This window comes from Paenibacillus luteus (genome assembly GCF_006542765.1).
Lineage (GTDB): Bacteria > Bacillota > Bacilli > Paenibacillales > Paenibacillaceae > Pristimantibacillus > Pristimantibacillus luteus.
In genome coordinates this window covers 19081-36969 of sequence record NZ_SKCD01000019.1, presented here as the reverse complement: position 1 = coordinate 36969, position 17889 = coordinate 19081, and the positions used below count along the sequence as shown (strand labels likewise).

Genomic DNA, 17889 nt, shown 5'->3' with positions numbered 1-17889 from the left:
CTCCCCTAAAATGTTCCTCCATCGATGTTTCCATTCGTTTTGTAACGTTCCACTTCCATTTGAATGGCCTCAATGCTTCTCTGCAATACGTTGATATCCCCAGCTTCCACCCGGTCGCCAGGCGTTTCATAAGTGACGAAAACCTCATTCACCTGTGAAAAAAGCTTTAAGCTAAGCTTCCATGGGGTTTCTAGCGAGGAAGACAAAAAATAATTCACTACTCTTTCTCCGCTTAGGCCCGCTCCCGTATAGATTTGGATGCTTTCCTTCCGGATATCGTCATGGGCCAGCTCGCCCTCGAATACGCCGCTCATGACAGCAAGCTTTTCTTCGATAACGTATAGCTCATTGTTATCCTTCTTGTTCAGTTTTTCCGTAAAACGATCCAGCTTGTCAGGGTATGGCATTCGCTACACCTCCAATTCCACAAGCCCTGCAACGGGCACTTCATCAATGTCTAACCCAATGTTGGCAGTACCGCCATTTAGCAAAAGCTCGGCGTAATCAATTACCCCAGGAATGTCTAGAAGCAAAGTGCCAAGCTTGGCGATGCTTACATAATTAATTTGAAACGCCGTTTCTTCCAAATAAGCGCTGACCACAGCGGTGAAAGCGGATTTGACCTGCTGAATCGTATAGCCCGCAGCGAGGGTAACGCTGGCGGCTACTGCAATTGGCACACTGATAGCAGAAACAACCGAAACATCTGCTCCAATTGGCCGTTGCTCGTTTAAATACGCTAGTACCTCTTGCTGTAGCAATTCGCTAGCTGGCTGCTTGTCGGCATTTACAATGACGACTTTTACGGTACCCGGGCCATCCCATAAAGGGAGCACCCTCGCCCCTCCCACACCAGCAACCGACGTCGTCCATTTCATATAATCGGACACATTGCCACTTGTACCCGGATTTTGCACCTCTGCCAAAAAACGCCGACGAAGCTGATTATCCGATTCTTCATCCTCGCCGGGCACCAGCACATCAACCAGCTCGGCACGCTCAAGCGAAGGAACATAATCAATTGGAAGCATGTCGCCGAACTGCTGATTCCCGGCTTCGCCTTCCAACTCGCTTTCGAGTATAAAAGAACCGGCGCTTAGCCGTTCTTTGACGACAAAATTAACCATGCTAACCGAATATCGGCTGCCAATGGGGACATCCACAGCCGTTCCGCCAGAGCCATAAAACTTGCCTAGCCGCTTTGCTCGCGTAGCCGCCTGCCTGTTAATACCAAAATCTGAGGTTCGCCTGGTCAGATATTCTCCGCTCGAGGTGTCAGCAAACGCGAGATTCATATTCACGTCGAGCTGGGCATACAGCTCAGACAGCTCTGCGGCTGCCGGGGCCAGCGCATCGTAAATGATGCTCCCCTCTCGCTTGTCCACCTCGCCAGCTACCCGGTCCAGCATCTGCTGCAGCAAATAACTATAGGTCATCTGTTCATACACGTTCCATTACCTCCTCTCCAAAACTTCCGAATTCCGATACGACGGTAAATTGAATGGTCGCAAAATCCTCCGTGACCTCGAATTGAAAATCAGTCACAGCGCTTATGCGGTCATCCTGCATCAAGGCCTCGCGGATTCTACGCTCCATCTCGGAGCGAACAAAGGAAGGAGCCTCGCCAACCAAGCCCTGCAGCTCAGCTCCATAATCCGCACTGTAAATGAAAAAATCGAAGCGCTCCGTCTGCAAAATTTTGAATACGGCTTGTTTAACCGCATCCAGACTATCCGTTTTGCCTACAATCCGGTTGTTGATCATATCGAGCTTGTAGGTGACGCTTGTCTCCGTGCCTTCATTCTCCACGTTCTCTGTCAGTCTTGCCCCTTGAGGAATCATGGCTTGACCACCTTATCCAGCACCACGAATTGCTGCCCGCCTTGCACGCGAAGCATAAGCACGGCATCTCCCGCTTCAAGGCCGCTCCGAATAAGCAGCTTCTCCGAGGAGGGCAGCACCGCTTCAAATCGCGTCAGGCTTTCTGGCACAATTAAAAAATCCTCTGTCAAGGTAAAACGTTGATCCACGTTTACCTCCAGAGGATTAATCTTCGTTACTTTTCCGATCATGACGGCCATCGGATTGCCAGCGGCATGAGCCGCAGCGCCTGCTTTTTTAATTGAGTCCAGCAATGCCATTAAATCACCCTCAATTCCAGCTTCATCGTATGCGAATCCGCATCAAACTTATGCGTGCATTCGTCCACGAGAAAATATTGATTGATATCCAATTCTTCAATAATGACCGGAACGTAGCTGCCCGCCCTGACCCGCAAGTCGCCAATCGCGTCAATGCTGATGCTTCGGCTCTCCCGGTTTTTCAAAGTCATGAGCTGAGTGAGCTGTTCCCCGATCTGCGCCTCATTCATTTTCTCGTCTGCCTGCTTGTACAACTGCAGCCGTCCCCACTTCGCCACATTCGCACTGTCCTGTGCACTATGAATATCGCGTTTGCCAGTTTCCTTATTGTCCTGATAAATTTTAATTTTGTTGTACGTGTCTCCGTCAATCGAACGCTTTAATCCATAATCGTACAAAAGGCTATAATCCCCAATCACAAAATCGACCTTCATATCCTGAATGTTCCGAACGGAAAGCTTGCCAAAATCATCAAAGAGCATAAAATTCCCGCCTTTATGGATCAGCGTCAAATCCAGTGCCTTGCAAATGATATCCAGCAGCTTCTGATTGTCCTCGACCATCTTCGGAATTTTATATTCCGTATCGGCAAGCAGCCCCGTCTTCAGCTCAAAATCATCCGCGATTTGCTTCACAATCTGTGAGGCGGTGACGTCTTTAAAAACATAAGTATCGTTCATAAGCAGGTAACGAATCTGATCATAGGCTTTAATCGACACACTCTCGTCCTTGCCAGAGCTGATTTCAAATACATAGCCATAAAAGACATCAAGATTATCATTTCTCACCGTGATGACATCGCCGCTATTCACTTCAAACGAAGCACTCTGGAACAAGCTTCCTCTAATAAACGTCAGATCAAGACTGGATGCAGATCCGATCCGTTTCGTCTTGTATGTGAGGGACGGGACCAGACTCGTTATATTCCACACCTTGCCGTTTCGATTATCGATTAAAATTTCCAGCATCTCATCACCCCGGCAGCTTGAGCAGCATTCCAATCGGCAGCTTCTTCAACTGCGAATCCTTAATGCCGTTCAGCTTCTGAATTTCTTTCCAGCGCCCTTCATTGCCAAGCTGGACCCTAGCCACTTTGATAAGTGAATCTCCAGCGACTAGCTTGTAAGTCTTAGGCTTTGTTTTGTCTGAAGGACGAGCCTGTGGCTTTACGCTGGCTTTGTCATTCTTGATAATGACTGGCCTAGCACCGTAGAAAGCAAATTCCTTTAGCGAGATACTATACTCAATATCGCCGGAGCCTGCGGCTTCCATCCATTCCAATTTTTCAATGCTCATCGGCAAATTGATATCGAATGTCGGTCCCGTGTAAATAAAACGGATGGGATATTTTTTCTCCATCCAGTCCTTAATGACGATGACATAAAAGACAGGGTCAATCCACGTTTTACTAGCTAAGAACGGATAGGCCTCCGCAGGAAAAAAACTCTCGAACGATATAGTCGTAAGCTTCGGATTTTGCAGTACGTTGATTTCTCCCAAACCCGATACCTCGTACGTTTTCCCGCTCGCTCCATCCCCAATCTTGATTTCCGGCGGATTCACTGGTATCCGAAGGTTTTGCTTCTGATCGCTGTAGCTCAGCCATATACTGTGTTCATGATTCCGATTCGTAATCATACGCTATACGTCCTTTCTGCAGAAGAGGCGATTTCCTCGTTGAGAGAGCGCTCAATTCGTCCAATGATGGTATCAATATCATAGCCGTTATTGATATCGCCAGTTTGCACACTAACCGTTGGCTGCAGTGAGACGAAATTCTGAATGTTCTTCATCTCCGCCAGCTCCCGCATCGTCTTTAGATCCTCACTGGAAATATCGACGGTTTCGTTAATGGAGCCCACCTCATTTACTCGGTTGATGTCTGGGGCTACACTCCCCATGCCGCCAGCGCCAGCGCCACCGAATCCGCCTGTCCCTGCGGCTGCCCCTACCTCCTCTATCGCTGGTTTTTTAAAGCCGGATTCCTTATTAAGAAAGCCACCCAATGCCCCCTCTTTCATATTAAATTTGTCCGTTAAACCCGCACCAAAATCATAACCTTTTTTGGAATAATCCCCGATATCCGTTTGTTCCATTTTATACTTTGAAAAGTCAACAACAGCCTTATCTGTTTGGGGCTCGAAGCTATCCAGTTTGCTTGTATCGACCTTTCCAATCATCTTAAACTCTGTACCCGTTATACTATTCACTTTCTCTAGAACCCAATTTAGTCCGTCAATAAAGGTGTCCATCATACCGCCAAAGAAACCAATCACATTTTTAGTAAGATCAAAAAACAATTTTTGAATCGCATAAACCGGATCATTAAAAATATTGACCAAAAATTCAGCAACGGAGACGACAATATTCCAAAAATAAGCAAATCCATTTTTCAGTGCCGCAAACAATCCAAAAAACAACCCCATGACAAATCCCACAACCTGCTCAACAGTTCCTCCAAAGTGTAAAAAGATGCCTACTAATACTCCGATAACAGCTATAATGAGCAAGATCGGCCAGAAAGCAAGTAACCACGCTCCAGCTTGTGCCAATATAGGAGCAACCATTGTCCATAAATAACCAAGGATAGTCGGAAGCAACACCAAACCAGTCAGCATCAAGATCGACAAAATTAAAGGCCAATTGTCGAGGAAGACACTGAATAACCAGAGTGCTGCCTCACCGACCACAGCAAGCTGGCTAGCCGCAAACGTCAGCCCTTGTTCAAACAAAGCAAAAAACGCTTGGAATCTCTCACTGGCTACGAGCTCGTTTAGCTTTTCAAGTAGCGGAGACATCGCTTCCACCGCGCCCATCCCCGCTGCAGCAAAGCCAGCTTTTATCGTATTTTGCAAGGTAGCAATTTGATTCAAAGGACTGCTTCCTACCGTTTTGAGTGCTTCCGCACCCATATTTGCTTTTTCTCGCATCGTATCAAGAGCATCAAGAAAACCATCCATGTCGTTAGCCTGTTCGAAACCTACGTTTTGAAAGGCTTCCTCGCTAATGTTGAACTGCTCCATCAAGCCCGAATAGTCTCCAGTCATCGCCGATTTAATTGAACCGGCTGCATCTTCAGAGCTTCCTCCATTCGGATCCAAAATCGACATCTCCATCGCCATTGTCGTCATCCGGTCAAGTTGAGTCGTATCCTGAGCAGTTGGCATGAGCGATAATGCGGTTTTGATAGCCTCATTAACATCAACGCCATTTTTAACTGCATTCCCTCTTATATTCTCATATAGGGGTTCTCCAATCTTCTCCCCTCCAGACCTTGCAATGAGCAGCGCTTTGGATTGATGCTCCTCCATGGCACCGGATATCGCCATAACAATCATATCTTTCAGTTTTTCTCCCGCACCTAGAATGGCAGATTGCCAAAGCGCGGCTTTTCGCTCAGCGGGATCTGTTATAGACCCGGGATCAGAGCCAGAATCAGAATTGGATTCTGAACAACATTTGGACGGATCAGAGGAGTTTCCTGAACCTGAATTATTGTTTTGCAATAATCCCTTAGCCGCTATAAAGAATTGCAAAGCAGTATGACATGCAGTTACAACATTTTTCAAAATCGTAGATATTTTCAAAACATCATCTAATCCACCACCTGGACCACCACCTGGACCTGGACCTCCGCCACCATCGGCTGCTTCTCTTAACCTTTTAACTGAGTCAGTCAGTTCGTTCATTGATATTGTTGCCCGTTTCAATCCATTGTCCAATTGCACTGATTCAACCCGCATCTGGTCAAATGTATTAATCAATTTTTCGCCTTGCTTCGTTGCTTCTATGAAACGAGCATTCAGACGATTCAAAAATTGAATAAAGGCAGTCGCTGATCCACTATTGGGACCCGAGTCAGAAGGCCCTCCATTCACAATAATTGGGGATCCACTCGCCATCTTTCCACCCCCTTCACACGGGCAAGAGCGCCCCCTCATGGGAGCGCTGCCCGTCCTTATTTTCGTTTTACTTTGGCGCGCTGCTTCTTCTCGTTCTCGATGCGGACATCGATCATCGCGTAGATAGCCGCTTTTTCGCGCTTGGTCATGGCCATCAGCACATGCGGCAGTATGCCGAGCTCGTGGAGGGCGTAGTAAGCGTAATTCGCTTCCCCGTCGCCCTCTTTAATTAGTTTTTTACTTCTTCGGCCAGCTCGTTCAGGCTTTGGTTGAAGCCGTTAATTTCCTGTACGCGCTGAACGAGGGACGCATACTCGCCTGGCAGCAGCATTTTGCGCAGCAGGTTTTCGGCGCCTAATGTACCGTACGATTTTTGCAAATCGGCATCCTTCAAGTTAGGAAACTGAATGCTGCTCACGACGAGCTTGGCGAGGTATTCATCGGTATTAGTTTCCGGTACGAAAACGCCGTTTTTCCCCTTCACCTTGCGGGTGGAGGACTTGCGGCATTCCTCGTTCTCAGCCTCAGTCATGCTGCGCAGCTCCCAAGCCACGGCTTGTCCTTCGGCGTCCTTGAACCGATCGGATACGATAAACGGCTGCGTCGACTCGACTGCCGCATTTTGTGCAAAAAATACGCTTAAATCACCCATTGATAAAGCCTCCATTTCAATCTATGTTAAATTAGCCCAACGAAAGCGCTGTAAAGTGGTCCTGAATATCTACGCCCTCGAAGGTAAACTCGATCTCTTCCTCAAGCGCTTCGCTCTCGGTATCCAGCTTGCCGATGATGACCTTGTTCAAGTTGACCTTATTCAGGACAACCGTTTGCTTGCCCGTCGCAGAGGAGGAATCCTCATTCATAATGACGATGTCAAAATAAGCATCCACGCCGGTTTTCACGTAATCGAGCATCATTTGGCGGAATTTCGTCGTTACATAATAGATGGTCATCGTCCCTGTACCTGACCAGCCTGTTGCTTTGTGCTGCAAGCCCCGGTGGCCAAGCGTCTTGATTTCCGCCTTTTGCTTCTCGATGCTGGCTTCCAGCGTCTTCACGTAAAACATTTCTTCCTGCGAGTTGTTAATTACCGTAAAAGCCCGGCCTTCGCGGCCCGAAATCGTATCTCCTGCGTTCAAAAATGCCATATTACTTCACCGTCACTTTCATATATACTTTTTCTACGCTATCTACTGGTTGAATATGAACGTCAATCACAAGGCTATCGGAATCCGTGCCGGCAAGCACCGACAAATCCGCCTGCGAGTCGAAATTTTGAATCGCGCCAAGCGCCTGAATACTATTCAAATACTTCGTGCACTCATTGCGAAATAGACTGCGGCCATCAGCGTTATTATCCACTTTGCCGATATAAAAGGTTTCGAAAATTCGTTTGAAGTCATTAGCAATGCCGTCCAACACGCGAATGACCCGATTTTTCGAGAAAGCTTTTCCTTTTTCGAGCGTATAGCCGGTAAACGTATTGATATCCTGCTCGACAATGACACGTCCGCCGCTAACGGTAAACAGAAGCTCACCAGCCTGCAGCGCCGCAACCGTCTGCGAATTCGTATAACGAACATCGGCATCGACTGCCTCCTCATAAGCCTCGTACGTCAGCGATTGATTGATCGCTGCGCCCGCCGTAGCAGCGGCCACCCATACTGTCGCTTTTTGTGCATCGATAACGGTGCCATCCTGCAGCTTCACACCATTTTTGACGCTAATGACGCCCTCATGGTCGGCAGACGGATAGTTTGCAAGCACAATCTGGATTTTTCGGCCTTCCTCCTCGCGCAAGCGGCGAGCAAAGGCAGCATAGACCGCCTTTAGCGAAGCATCACCGGATACAAGCGCAACCGTGTTAAAATCCTGCAGCTCGATCTGAGTCAAATAATCGGTGTGGTCCTGATTCGTCACCGTACCGTTAGCGCCGCCTGCAAGGGGAACGCCTGCTGCTGCAGTCAATACCCCTGTACCGCCAAAATCAACATAAGCATTACCGCTTAGTGCTGCAATAGCAGCTACCGACTGCGTATCTACCTCTGCATCAGCAACATAAGTGATGACATCAAACAGCTCAACGTCGTCAACGTTTTGCTTCACGGCAACCTTGATATCATTGCCTCGAACGCCGCCATATTTGGCTGTAAGCGTCAGGCCGCCAATTGTTGCTGCTGCCTTCGTCCCTTCATTAAGACGATATAGTAGCAAGGTTTTGGCTTTCTTGAGCGCTTCACGCACCAGCAAGAGCTCCGGTGTGCTCACTTCATAGCCGAGCAATCCGCTAAGATCATCGCCCGCCTGAATCGCGATCACCGATTTTGATTTTCCCCAATTCAGGGTCAGCGCCGCTGCTACCGTTCCGCGCTCGCCGATACTGCCCACCGTTTGTTTTTCTCCTACCAGATTAATATATACGCCTGGACGCACCTTATTTTGTGATGTATAAGTTCCTCCTGCCATGTTCTACATGACCTCCTTTTTCAAATAGGCTGTTATCCGAGATAACGCTTGTTCATGAGTGCATTTGTCTTGCTCATCCATTACCGCTGAGAGCACATCCTTCTGTGCTGGCGTATACCGCCTCGCTGCGAGCAATTGCTGCTTGCTGAAGCCGGCCTCTTTCCCATTAGCATCCTGCCATGCTTTCTGCTTCATCCCATCCATCCTCCGGCTTCCTTCTTCGTTTGAAGCGGCTAGCCCATCTTGCGATCAGCCTTGCCGCCTGCGCACTTTCACCTCTGCACCTACATCTCAACCACCTCCTTTCCTTGGCAAAACAAAAGGGACGCTCGGTATAGTCCACCGCTCGTCCCCGGTTATGATCTCTTGCACAATATCATAATATCACGGTTATTTGAGCAAAAACGGACATTAGGCGGACAGAAAGCGGACAACTTCCGCAAGAGCCTTTTGCTTCCATCTTCGAAACGTCCGATCGACGATTCCAAGCTCCGAAGCAACAAACTCTGTAGGCTTTCCTTCTATAAAGCGCAGTCTCAGCAGCCGCGCATAATCGGGCTCATAAGCCTCCAATGCCTCCAGCGCTTGGTCAACGGTTTGCAGCTGCTTCTCGATATCCTGAAGCTCGCTAATTTTATCGATCACGCCCATGTAGCCTTCGTAGCCTCTGGAGCCGGTACGGGCTTCAAGCACTTTTTCTATCTTTAGCTCCAGCTCTCGCAGCAGATGTTCATCCTCCGGGCTTGCCGCTGCCCGGCTTTTGATGACCTCGCTGAGCTGCGCCCTCGTTCCAAGCGGATATTTGGACAGGTTGGCGTGTGCGGCTGCTTCAATTCGCTGCTCTTGTTCATCTAAGTACATCGATGAGGGCAGCTTGCGCAGCTCCCGGTGTAGCTCCTGCAAATGATCATCCTCGGACATATTGCTTAATCTAACTCCGGGCCCTACTGAAATTCCCTCTAGCTGTTTCTTTCTAGCCTTTAACCGTTTATAAGCTGTTAATTGATCAATAATGTGCTGTTCTTCTTTCATCGCAATACCCTCCTGTTGGTTATCATTTAAGGTTGAGTATTTAAAATACCGTTCTAATCAAAAAAATATAATGGAGTTCTCGGTATTGACAATACTCTCGAACAAAAATATACTAGCTTTGAAGTATCTAAAATAGCGAATCAACTTTACTGATAAATAGTGATACTGTTCGTCTGATGAATCTCATTGTATTCGGTATTTTAATTACCGTCAAGTATTTTAAATACCGATACTAAAAATGGAGGGTATTTATAATGTCATTAGGAACGAGAATAAAACAGCTGAGGATAGAGCGCGGGTTAACGCAGCAGGACGTCGCCTCTAAGCTTGAGATGGGCCGGTCAAATTTCGGGCATATCGAGAATGACCGGGTAACGCCAACCAGCGAAGATCTGCAAAAAATGGCCGATATTTTAAATACGACCACAGATTATTTGCTCGGACGCGAGGTTTCTACGGCAACAATACCCGATTGGGCGACGTATAAGGATAAACGGGATTTTAAGAAGCTGCTGGAGGAAGACGGGGAAATTATGTTTGACGGCGTACCGATGAGCGGAGCCGATCGCCAAAGAGTGATGGACGTACTGACAGGCCTGTTCTGGGAAGCTAAGCAAATGAATAAGCACAAAAAAAATACCGAGCCGAAGGATGCGACTCCTGATGATGCCAAAGGGTAGGTGCTGCTATGGATAAAATGATTTTGAAGCTCATCCGCAAATACAAAACCAATGATCCTTTCACCATTGCAGAAGGCCTTGGCATCCATATCCGGTATGCGGATCTCGGCGAAGGCACGCGCGGACTTTACTTCAAAAAGCTGCGAAGGCGATTTATCGTCATCCATGAGACGCTGCCAGACAACTGGCGGCGGTTCGTCTGCGCTCATGAGCTTGGACATGATCGATTGCATCCTGGATTCAACCGTTTTTGGATGGATGAACAATCGTTCTTTAACGTGGGAAAGTATGAGCGGCAAGCGAGCAAATTTGCCGTTCGCCTGTTAACGGCAGGCGATGCCCCTGCTCGCAGCGAGACGCTGGAGCAGCTGCTCACACGCAACGGCGTGCCTGCGGAGATGCAGAAGTTTTATTTTTAAGGTTTTTTATGGATGCTAGCTGCCTTCTTATAACAAGCAGTCTGGAGCGCTCTGTGCGTTTCAGACTGCTTGTTTTTTTGCAGTAAACAAAGTAAACCCGTTTTCGCCTTCACAATAGCGTTCAAATCCGCCAACCAATTAAGCTTATTTGGAAACTTTTCCAATTAAAAGACGTCTCATAGTAGAGGAGAGTGAAAAATGCACAGAAATCAGAGCAGGTTCATAAAAAATGTTAAATGGATGATTTTATCGATTCTATCCCTATCGTTAATTGCACTATGGCAACCGCCACATCAAGTGCAGGCCGCCGCTTCCGCTGGCAAGCTACTGGATTCCATCGTAAACATTTCTGGAAACATGGCGCTTGATAAAAATGGCATATTATGGCGTTGGAATGACGAAAAATACCAAGCTAAGCCTATCCTTGATCAAGTAAAATCATTTTCTGGGTTTAACTCCAATACTAACTATGCGGCCGTCAAAAAAGATGGAAGTGTTTGGATCGGCGGCTACTTTACCAAAAACGTGCTGAACAGCAAGACCAATGAGTTTGAGTTTACTGGCTATACACATGAAGAGCCTGTAAAAGTAGAAGGGCTTCCACCTGCTCAAGCGGCTAACAGTAAGTATGCGCTGGATACCTCCGGAAATGTCTGGGCCATCGATTCACAAAAACTGACCGCATCTAAAATGGCCGGCTTGTCTAACATCGTATCGCTGGACAGTTATGACTATGACAGCGCACTCGATAAAGACGGAAACGTCTGGGTATGGGAATTCACACCCGCAGGACGGACTGTATTTAAACCGGAAATCTTTTATACGAAAGTAAAACAGCTATCGGGAGGTGTCGCCATAGACAGCGAGTGGAATGGATATTTACTGAGCGGCAGCATTTATATGTATAAGCACGGCGGACCTAATAATTATCCCCATTTCAATGTTACGGCGTATTCCAGTGAAATAAAAGCCTTATCCGGTGCGAATGTAGACATGGGTATCGATTTCTCCCTTCTTTTGAAAAAGGACGGTTCGGTCTGGTCTTGGAGTTTCAGCAATGACTTCAACAGAAAGATTCAGCAAATCAAAGGAATCTCCCAAGTTTCGCAAATTTCCGCGAAGGCCTATGGCGGCACAGCGCTCCATGCAGACGGCACTGTTTCATCCTGGAAGGTAAAGGAAGGAGCTTTATTAGACAAGCCTCCTGCTTCTGTAAAACCGGTGAAAGTGACCAAAGCGATTCAGGTATTACTGAACGGCAAGACATTAAAGCTGCCTGCTGATCCCCTATTATATGAAGGGCGCATTTATATTCCGGTTCGCGGCTTGATTGAAACGCTTGGTGGTACCGTTCATTATGCTAACGATAAAGTTACGCTTCGCTATGGTGATCGCTATGTGGAATTAACAGTATGGAGTAAGGATGCTGCCATTGATGGGAAAAAGGTCACGCTTGACGCCCCGGCGCGCATCGAGCAGGGAAATACCGTCATCCCACTCCGTTTCACAGGTGAAGCACTCGGAATTGAAGTGAAATGGAATCCAACTAACCAGACCGTTGAGCTCAATCTTCCCGCTTAAAACTAAGGTACCCACCTTTACGGTGGGTACCTTAGTTTTAAGCATTATGAGAACAAAGATCGGCTGATCCCGGTCAGCTCTTCGCTGTTTTAGTTTTAGTACTCTCCTCCAACATCGGCTCCTACATCATAATGGCTTGCCAAAATAGATCCTCAAGCGACTCCGGCGGATAGGCTTCATTATTGTCATTTCATCCCATTCTCCCTGCGATTATCTTTTGATCCTGCCGCTCCTAAAGTAAATAGTTGTTCAAAAGAAGCTGCACCGCTGAAGCATGTTTATCCAACCACTCATTTCTGGTCATAAATTGATCTAGGATATAGTGGAAATTTTGCTCAATATCTCTTCCGTCAAGATGCTGTCCAATATAAATATGAAGAATGGCAAGATGGTAGATTTGAGTTAATAGCTGCAGTTGCTCTATTTCCTCTGTTGTATGTTTGCATGAGTGAGCGTATCCCTTTAAAAATTCTTCTATCCTATCTATAGATCCATCCGTCAATTGAGCAAGATGGTTAAAACTAATTACAAACTCCATAAACCCAACATCTACAGACGTAAAATCAAAATCAAGCACGCCCGTAATACCATTCTCCTCAGCCAGAAGGTTAAAAATTAGCAAATCATGATGTACCAACTGTTTAGGCAAGGCTTGCACATGGATTCGGTTCATTTCGAACGTTGCCATCATCTTATAATAAAAACGTTGCTTTGGCCCAGGTATCGAAAACGGCGGCTTTTCAAAAAAAGAGGCCACTGCTGAGCGGTTTGCAAGTGGATGAAGCTTATCGATTTCCAAAAAAGATACTCCGCTATATTCGGATTCCTTTATTTCGTATCCACCAAGGGCAGAAGCAACTTGCCCGACAACTCTGCCAAAATCATTGGCTTCACCTACACTTGTTATTGCTGGAACAGCACCTGAAAGAAAGTTTACTACAGCGCCTAAAGTTCCATCCCCAAACTTATAATAGCTATCACCTGCAAATGAGCTAAGGAATACAGGTACTTTCAAGGTTTCCAGCTGTTCATTTAAATAGGAGGTTAGCTTGACTTCAAATAAAAGCCCTTCCTCCGATTTGGTATGGCGATTGTAAATACGCATCACATACTTTTCCTCTTGGAGCGTTATCACTTGAGTAAGATTAGTCAGTCCAAACGGAACAGGCTCCAATGAATAATCCAACTGGGGAAAATAAAAATGAATAAGCTCCTTCATATGTTTTTCCAATACGACCTCCATGTTTCCTCTTTTATTTTTATTCTCATTTTCTCATAGAAAGATAACGATCCGCTACAAGCAAAAAAGCCCCAGACTCCAGAGCAACTACTGCTCAGGAATCCGGGGCTCATCATCTAATCATGGAAGACTGCGGCAGCCTAAATCGCCCAATTGCCGCTGCGGAAGATGGCCTCACTCTTGCCATCCGGAGTAATGCCGTCGATGCTCATGTCCGGTGATCCGATCATAAAATCCTCATGGACGAGGCTTCTGTTCGCGCCTTGAGCGAGAAGTTCCTCTGGCGACATTCCCGTGCCTCCCTTGAGATTCACCGGGTAAGCTTGGCCTAGAGCCAAGTGACAGGAGGCATTCTCGTCATACAACGTATTAAAGAAGGTCACATTAGAATTCGAGATGGGCGAGTCGTGCGGAACTAACGCCACTTCCCCTAATTGTCGCGCGCCATCATCTGTATTAAGCAAATTTGAAAGGGCCTCGTAACCTTGTTCTGCGGAATAATCGATAACTTTTCCGTCCTTAAAGGTCAAGGAGAAGCCATTGATCACCTGGCCATTATAATTCAATGGCTTGGTGCTGCGTACGGTTCCATTGACTCCATCCTTCAGAGGCATCGTAAATACCTCCTCCGTTGGCATGTTGGGATTAAACAGTACACCCTTCGAATTCGCTTTAGCGCCGCCGAGCCAAATATGGTTCTCCGGCAGCTCAATCGTGAGGTCTGTTCCTGGAGCTGTATACTTTAACTCCTTGTATCGCTTGCCATTGAGCAGCTCGACCATTTGAAGCAGCTTCGCATTATGTTCTTTCCATGCCTGAATCGGATGTTCCAATCCGATCCGGGTAGCGTCAATGATCCGCTCCCAAAGCTTCTGAACCGCTGCTTCTGCCGAAACCTCTGGAAACACCTTAGCTGCCCATTCCGGTGTGGCATAGGAGATAAGTGTCCAAGCATTCGTGTGGTTCATTAACGATCCGCGGTATCCACTAAGTGCAGTAGATGCTGCCTTGGATGCCGTTGCCACCCGAGCTGAGTCTACGCCGTTCAGCAAATCGGGGTTAGGGGAGTATATTTGAATAAACGCTGCTCCCTGCTCTACGAATTGCTCCCATGCTTTGGCGCGCCACATCGGATATTCGCTGAAAGCCTCCTCCGGGGCATTTTTGTATTTAATGAGAGAGAGTTCCTCATCGTTATACTCCACATGCACGTTTTTGGCACCGGCTTCATAAGCCTTTAAAGCAATTAGCCTTACTAGTGGTGCGGAGCTAATTGGCGCCATTACAACGACAGTCTGTCCTTTCTGTACCGAAACGCCGACATTCACCGCAAGTGATGCATAGTTTTCTAATTGCTGCTGAGTAGGATACATGTATGTAAATTCGCCTCCATTTTCATTTTTTTATAGGAATAGCAAAGCCCCCCGTCCGCTCAATATTCAAACGGAGGAGAGCTTTGGTTCAAACTGACGGATTAATAGGGGTTTTCTACCTTCATAATATCCAGAAAAGGGATCTTCGTTACACTCCCCATATATTCCACGTGAACCTTCTTTGTTCTGGAATCGAGCACAGTAATCACGCCTCTTACCTGCTCCTCCGCTGCCCACACCGTGAGCAGAAGCTCCGTTTTTTCCTGCTTAGCCTCCACCAATCGCTCGCCCAGCTCTTCAAGCTCAAACTCATCTCTTGTTGGCCGTTTCGGTCCTTTTGCCATCCTAATCCCCTCCTGCACGATATATGGCAACCCGAACACTCCATAAAAAAAGGGCCCCTCCGCTCCGAGGAGACCCCATCCCTATCTATCTAAGTTACACGAATAACTCTATTATACCATGATGCCAAGGAGTCTGTTAGCTGCGTTTTCGCGGAATATAGGACCAGCCTAACAATAAAATAGGCATAAGAAGGCAAACCGTCAGATCAAACATAGACCAATAGTTCTTGATCATCTCATTATAAATGACGATATTAGGCGTGCTAACCACTGAGCCTACCAATAAAATCATCGCGAGAGGTACCGTAAGCATCTTGCTTTCTTTCAACCGAAACAATTGCTCCAGGCTCTTCGTTAGGGCAAAAAAGATCAGCAGCGTTTTAAAATATACCGTAATGATCCACATAAAAGTGAGAATTGCCTCCATCCGTTCGAGAAAGTTGCCCACCGTTATTTTTTGGGCAAGGATAAAAGTAGGATAATATTTCGTTTCCATAAGATTCGCGCCAAGCACCAGTAAGCAGATCAGCACCGTTATGAATAAAAATAGTCCCCCAATGCCAGTGCCGATAAGGAATGGCTTAAGCGGTTTCTTTTTTCCTGTAATATGGGGGACTAGCATCAGAATGACAATCAGCTCCGTAAATGGGATTGCAAAAGCGGTAGGTACCCCTTTCATAATCGGCAGCATTCCGTTTGCCATAATCGGCTGCAGCTTGTCTACTTCAACCTGGGGAAGCAGAAGCACAACCATGAATATAAACAACAGCATAAAGATTGGAAAAAGCAGCTCGCCCATGCGAGCAAAGGCTTCAACGCCTAGCCGATATGCAATAATGACGACCGAAATAAATAGGATAAAAATCGCGTTGTTCGGCGTTTCAGGCATTAACTGCGTGGTCATAAACTGGCTCATTTCGCTAGTCAGCGTAATATGAAGATAAACAAAATACACAATGAATACGATGCTCATCAGGCTGCCAACTGCTTTCCCAAGCGATTGTTGTACGAAAGCGATCAGACTGGCACTCTGCATTCTCATCGCAAGCCAACCGTAAAGTGCGCCTACACCGATTCCCATAGCCATGCTGATCAGCATCGTAATCCACGCATCCTCCTTGGAGGCTGAAGCTATAATCGTCGGAAGGATCAGGATGGAATCGCCGATTGTGCACAAAATAATGAGAATCATAAATTGTCTAGCCGAGATTTTTCCGTTATCACTTGATATGCGCTTGCTCATCATCACGTTCCCCCTAACCCTAACGCACGATTCATGACATGATTGGACCAAAAACGGCTTTGATCAGGAGAAAAGGATTCGGTATTTTTGCATGCAAGGTCAGCGCTCCGTACAACCCCGTACCGATAAGAAGCAGTGCCATGAATAGGAATATTTCCTTCCTTCTTTTTCGCTTAATCAGCCCCGGCAGCTCCCACCAAGCAACGCAGACCGCTACTGCTATGACACCAATAAAGGATGACAACGCTTCAGCTCCCTCATTCTATCCGTTATTTCATAGTTGAATTGCCGATCGTTCCTATCTTGCGAATATGCACTTTAATATGGTAGTGAAGCTTCAACATTTGAAACCCATCCTCGTCCCAATTATATTGGAGCTTTTTCCATAGGGCAGGATGCTGCCTTTCAACCGTGCTCCCTAATCCAAAAATATCAGATTTCAAGCTTTTCGCCCGCTTTACAGAAGCTTCCGCATTGCTTTTCATGACCTTCTCAACCCGGTGCTCCAACGTTTCAATTGCAGCTGGATCGGAGAGATCCACATCTTTACAGGAGCGGTCGACCACATTTGCTTCCGTCTGAAAATAGATATGTGCTTCCGGCATGCCGTCCTTCATTTTCATTACAATATGCGAGTCTGAAGAGGTAATCTCGATTCCCATATATAAGTTCCCGCTGCATAGCAGCTCGACGGATGTGCTATCCAGTTTATTCGTTATATCCGTAAATCCCTTGCTTTCCTTTTCATTAAGCCAGCCGATGAGCTTATCGTCTTTAAAAGCCGCGATTCCCGTATAGCGAAAATGGCTGCTTGGAAGAAAGGTTTCCACGTTTTGCTTTTTTTCTGCTAATTGCTGGTTGCCGATTACCTGAATGCCCGTGAGTGCTAGCTCCCGTCCATCCTCGGATAATATGTCAATAATATCATCCATCGTCACCGAAACCGTCGGTGCCCATGAACGCTCGGATGTTTGTAGGGAGCGGAGCATATTTTGAGTAGGCAGCTTCTCCATAGGCGTGAAAATTTTCAAAATATCCTCGGCCTTCGTTCCCTTTGCGACAACGACATTAAAATCCATACGTGCTTCATTGTCACGCAGCGTATTATCAAGAAAAGAGGAGATGCCCATCCGCGCCAGTTTTTCTCCGATAATAAAAATTTGCAAATGGCCAATGTACACTTTCCGTGGCGCTTCTGCAGTTAAGAAACGTGCGGCTTCAAACATAGTTTTGCCTCGCCCTTGGTAGAGCGTGCCCGGTGGACGGTCGCCACCTCGCTGCTGAGCAGAAATCTCACTCGGGTTAACCACCTGAAAGGATACCAAATATTCGCCATCCTCCCAATCCACCGCAACGCCGAGCACAATCAACAGCTCATTGAGCTCGCGTCTGCTCCAGCAGCCGGTAAGAAGCAGCAAGCATAAGCTGATCATTAACGCTTTTTGCAGCATCCCGTACCGCTCCTTTC

21 protein-coding genes are annotated in these 17889 nt (G+C 46.9%); 3 read left to right on the top strand and 18 right to left on the bottom strand.

Annotation, left to right across the window (positions count from 1 at the left end; translation table 11 throughout):
- Nucleotides 1-5: 5 nt before the first annotated feature.
- The 12 genes from E0496_RS15315 to E0496_RS15260 form a co-directional block, all read right to left on the bottom strand.
- Nucleotides 6-407, bottom strand: a complete 402-nt coding sequence (locus E0496_RS15315) for a phosphoglucomutase (RefSeq protein ID WP_141502671.1) — start codon at nucleotides 405-407, stop codon at nucleotides 6-8.
- Nucleotides 408-410: 3 nt separating this feature from the next.
- Complete coding sequence (locus E0496_RS15310; protein ID WP_141502670.1) at nucleotides 411-1448, bottom strand: baseplate J/gp47 family protein; 1038 nt, start codon at nucleotides 1446-1448, stop codon at nucleotides 411-413.
- A complete protein-coding gene (locus E0496_RS15305) occupies nucleotides 1441-1842 on the bottom strand; it encodes a DUF2634 domain-containing protein (protein ID WP_141502669.1) in 402 nt (133 codons plus the stop codon). Before E0496_RS15305 ends, E0496_RS15310 begins: the two co-directional genes overlap by 8 nt.
- A complete protein-coding gene (locus E0496_RS15300) occupies nucleotides 1839-2141 on the bottom strand; it encodes a DUF2577 domain-containing protein (protein WP_175598064.1) in 303 nt (100 codons plus the stop codon). Before E0496_RS15300 ends, E0496_RS15305 begins: the two co-directional genes overlap by 4 nt.
- The gene (locus E0496_RS15295) at nucleotides 2141-3109 is read right to left on the bottom strand and encodes an XkdQ/YqbQ family protein (RefSeq protein WP_141502668.1); all 969 of its coding nucleotides are present in this window, start codon (nucleotides 3107-3109) and stop codon (nucleotides 2141-2143) included. Before E0496_RS15295 ends, E0496_RS15300 begins: the two co-directional genes overlap by 1 nt.
- Nucleotides 3110-3113: 4 nt before the next feature.
- Nucleotides 3114-3779, bottom strand: a complete 666-nt coding sequence (locus E0496_RS15290) for a LysM peptidoglycan-binding domain-containing protein (protein ID WP_141502667.1) — start codon at nucleotides 3777-3779, stop codon at nucleotides 3114-3116.
- Nucleotides 3776-6043, bottom strand: a complete 2268-nt coding sequence (locus E0496_RS15285; RefSeq protein ID WP_141502666.1) for a phage tail family protein — start codon at nucleotides 6041-6043, stop codon at nucleotides 3776-3778. Before E0496_RS15285 ends, E0496_RS15290 begins: the two co-directional genes overlap by 4 nt.
- A 229-nt stretch (nucleotides 6044-6272) precedes the next feature.
- Entirely contained in the window at nucleotides 6273-6695 is a 423-nt protein-coding gene (locus tag E0496_RS15280; protein WP_141502665.1) for a phage tail assembly chaperone, read from the bottom strand.
- Between the two features lie 31 nt (nucleotides 6696-6726).
- Entirely contained in the window at nucleotides 6727-7191 is a 465-nt protein-coding gene (locus E0496_RS15275; RefSeq protein WP_139992642.1) for a phage tail tube protein, read from the bottom strand.
- Between the two features lies 1 nt (nucleotide 7192).
- Nucleotides 7193-8509: a phage tail sheath family protein gene (locus E0496_RS15270; RefSeq protein WP_141502664.1), complete on the bottom strand. Its 1317-nt coding sequence runs from the start codon at nucleotides 8507-8509 to the stop codon at nucleotides 7193-7195.
- A gap of 3 nt (nucleotides 8510-8512) precedes the next feature.
- Complete coding sequence (locus E0496_RS15265) at nucleotides 8513-8704, bottom strand: hypothetical protein (protein ID WP_141502663.1); 192 nt, start codon at nucleotides 8702-8704, stop codon at nucleotides 8513-8515.
- A 216-nt stretch (nucleotides 8705-8920) separates the two neighbouring features.
- The gene (locus tag E0496_RS15260) at nucleotides 8921-9541 is read right to left on the bottom strand and encodes an ECF-type sigma factor (protein ID WP_141502662.1); all 621 of its coding nucleotides are present in this window, start codon (nucleotides 9539-9541) and stop codon (nucleotides 8921-8923) included.
- A 254-nt stretch (nucleotides 9542-9795) separates the two neighbouring features.
- Between E0496_RS15260 and E0496_RS15255 the strand changes: the two genes are divergently transcribed.
- From E0496_RS15255 to E0496_RS15245, 3 genes are all read left to right on the top strand, one after another.
- A complete protein-coding gene (locus E0496_RS15255; RefSeq protein ID WP_139992650.1) occupies nucleotides 9796-10221 on the top strand; it encodes a helix-turn-helix domain-containing protein in 426 nt (141 codons plus the stop codon).
- A gap of 8 nt (nucleotides 10222-10229) precedes the next feature.
- Complete coding sequence (locus E0496_RS15250; RefSeq protein WP_139992652.1) at nucleotides 10230-10640, top strand: ImmA/IrrE family metallo-endopeptidase; 411 nt, start codon at nucleotides 10230-10232, stop codon at nucleotides 10638-10640.
- 198 nt (nucleotides 10641-10838) lie between these two features.
- Nucleotides 10839-12221, top strand: coding sequence for a stalk domain-containing protein (locus E0496_RS15245; protein ID WP_141502661.1), 1383 nt, complete (start codon nucleotides 10839-10841; stop codon nucleotides 12219-12221).
- Nucleotides 12222-12453: 232 nt separating this feature from the next.
- On the opposite strand, the gene E0496_RS15240 is transcribed toward E0496_RS15245, so the two are convergent.
- From E0496_RS15240 to E0496_RS15215, 6 genes are all read right to left on the bottom strand, one after another.
- On the bottom strand, nucleotides 12454-13452 hold the full coding sequence (locus E0496_RS15240; protein ID WP_206669782.1) for a phosphotransferase enzyme family protein: 999 nt from the start codon (nucleotides 13450-13452) through the stop codon (nucleotides 12454-12456).
- A gap of 149 nt (nucleotides 13453-13601) precedes the next feature.
- A complete protein-coding gene (locus tag E0496_RS15235) occupies nucleotides 13602-14834 on the bottom strand; it encodes an aminopeptidase (RefSeq protein WP_141502659.1) in 1233 nt (410 codons plus the stop codon).
- 101 nt (nucleotides 14835-14935) lie between these two features.
- Nucleotides 14936-15178 carry a YolD-like family protein gene (locus E0496_RS15230; protein ID WP_141502658.1) on the bottom strand — a complete coding sequence of 81 codons (243 nt, stop codon included), beginning with the start codon at nucleotides 15176-15178 and terminating at the stop codon, nucleotides 14936-14938.
- Nucleotides 15179-15314: 136 nt separating this feature from the next.
- The gene (locus tag E0496_RS15225) at nucleotides 15315-16421 is read right to left on the bottom strand and encodes a GerAB/ArcD/ProY family transporter (protein ID WP_206669781.1); all 1107 of its coding nucleotides are present in this window, start codon (nucleotides 16419-16421) and stop codon (nucleotides 15315-15317) included.
- 31 nt (nucleotides 16422-16452) lie between these two features.
- Nucleotides 16453-16665, bottom strand: a complete 213-nt coding sequence (locus tag E0496_RS15220) for a hypothetical protein (RefSeq protein ID WP_141502656.1) — start codon at nucleotides 16663-16665, stop codon at nucleotides 16453-16455.
- Nucleotides 16666-16690: 25 nt separating this feature from the next.
- Complete coding sequence (locus E0496_RS15215; protein WP_141502655.1) at nucleotides 16691-17872, bottom strand: Ger(x)C family spore germination protein; 1182 nt, start codon at nucleotides 17870-17872, stop codon at nucleotides 16691-16693.
- Between the last annotated feature and the right edge of the window lie 17 nt (nucleotides 17873-17889).

Excerpts from the sequence above, each read along its gene's own strand:
- E0496_RS15315 (WP_141502671.1), bottom strand. The coding sequence starts at position 407 with ATGCCATACCCTGACAAGCTGGATCGTTTTACGGAAAAACTGAACAAG.
- E0496_RS15305 (WP_141502669.1), bottom strand. The coding sequence starts at position 1,842 with ATGATTCCTCAAGGGGCAAGACTGACAGAGAACGTGGAGAATGAAGGC.
- E0496_RS15300 (WP_175598064.1), bottom strand. The coding sequence starts at position 2,141 with ATGGCATTGCTGGACTCAATTAAAAAAGCAGGCGCTGCGGCTCATGCC.
- E0496_RS15295 (WP_141502668.1), bottom strand. The coding sequence starts at position 3,109 with ATGCTGGAAATTTTAATCGATAATCGAAACGGCAAGGTGTGGAATATA.
- E0496_RS15290 (WP_141502667.1), bottom strand. The coding sequence starts at position 3,779 with ATGATTACGAATCGGAATCATGAACACAGTATATGGCTGAGCTACAGC.
- E0496_RS15285 (WP_141502666.1), bottom strand. The coding sequence starts at position 6,043 with ATGGCGAGTGGATCCCCAATTATTGTGAATGGAGGGCCTTCTGACTCG.
- E0496_RS15280 (WP_141502665.1), bottom strand. The coding sequence starts at position 6,695 with ATGGGTGATTTAAGCGTATTTTTTGCACAAAATGCGGCAGTCGAGTCG.
- E0496_RS15275 (WP_139992642.1), bottom strand. The coding sequence starts at position 7,191 with ATGGCATTTTTGAACGCAGGAGATACGATTTCGGGCCGCGAAGGCCGG.
- E0496_RS15270 (WP_141502664.1), bottom strand. The coding sequence starts at position 8,509 with ATGGCAGGAGGAACTTATACATCACAAAATAAGGTGCGTCCAGGCGTA.
- E0496_RS15265 (WP_141502663.1), bottom strand. The coding sequence starts at position 8,704 with ATGAAGCAGAAAGCATGGCAGGATGCTAATGGGAAAGAGGCCGGCTTC.
- E0496_RS15260 (WP_141502662.1), bottom strand. The coding sequence starts at position 9,541 with ATGAAAGAAGAACAGCACATTATTGATCAATTAACAGCTTATAAACGG.
- E0496_RS15255 (WP_139992650.1), top strand. The coding sequence starts at position 9,796 with ATGTCATTAGGAACGAGAATAAAACAGCTGAGGATAGAGCGCGGGTTA.
- E0496_RS15250 (WP_139992652.1), top strand. The coding sequence starts at position 10,230 with ATGGATAAAATGATTTTGAAGCTCATCCGCAAATACAAAACCAATGAT.
- E0496_RS15245 (WP_141502661.1), top strand. The coding sequence starts at position 10,839 with ATGCACAGAAATCAGAGCAGGTTCATAAAAAATGTTAAATGGATGATT.
- E0496_RS15235 (WP_141502659.1), bottom strand. The coding sequence starts at position 14,834 with ATGTATCCTACTCAGCAGCAATTAGAAAACTATGCATCACTTGCGGTG.
- E0496_RS15230 (WP_141502658.1), bottom strand. The coding sequence starts at position 15,178 with ATGGCAAAAGGACCGAAACGGCCAACAAGAGATGAGTTTGAGCTTGAA.
- E0496_RS15225 (WP_206669781.1), bottom strand. The coding sequence starts at position 16,421 with ATGAGCAAGCGCATATCAAGTGATAACGGAAAAATCTCGGCTAGACAA.
- E0496_RS15215 (WP_141502655.1), bottom strand. The coding sequence starts at position 17,872 with ATGCTGCAAAAAGCGTTAATGATCAGCTTATGCTTGCTGCTTCTTACC.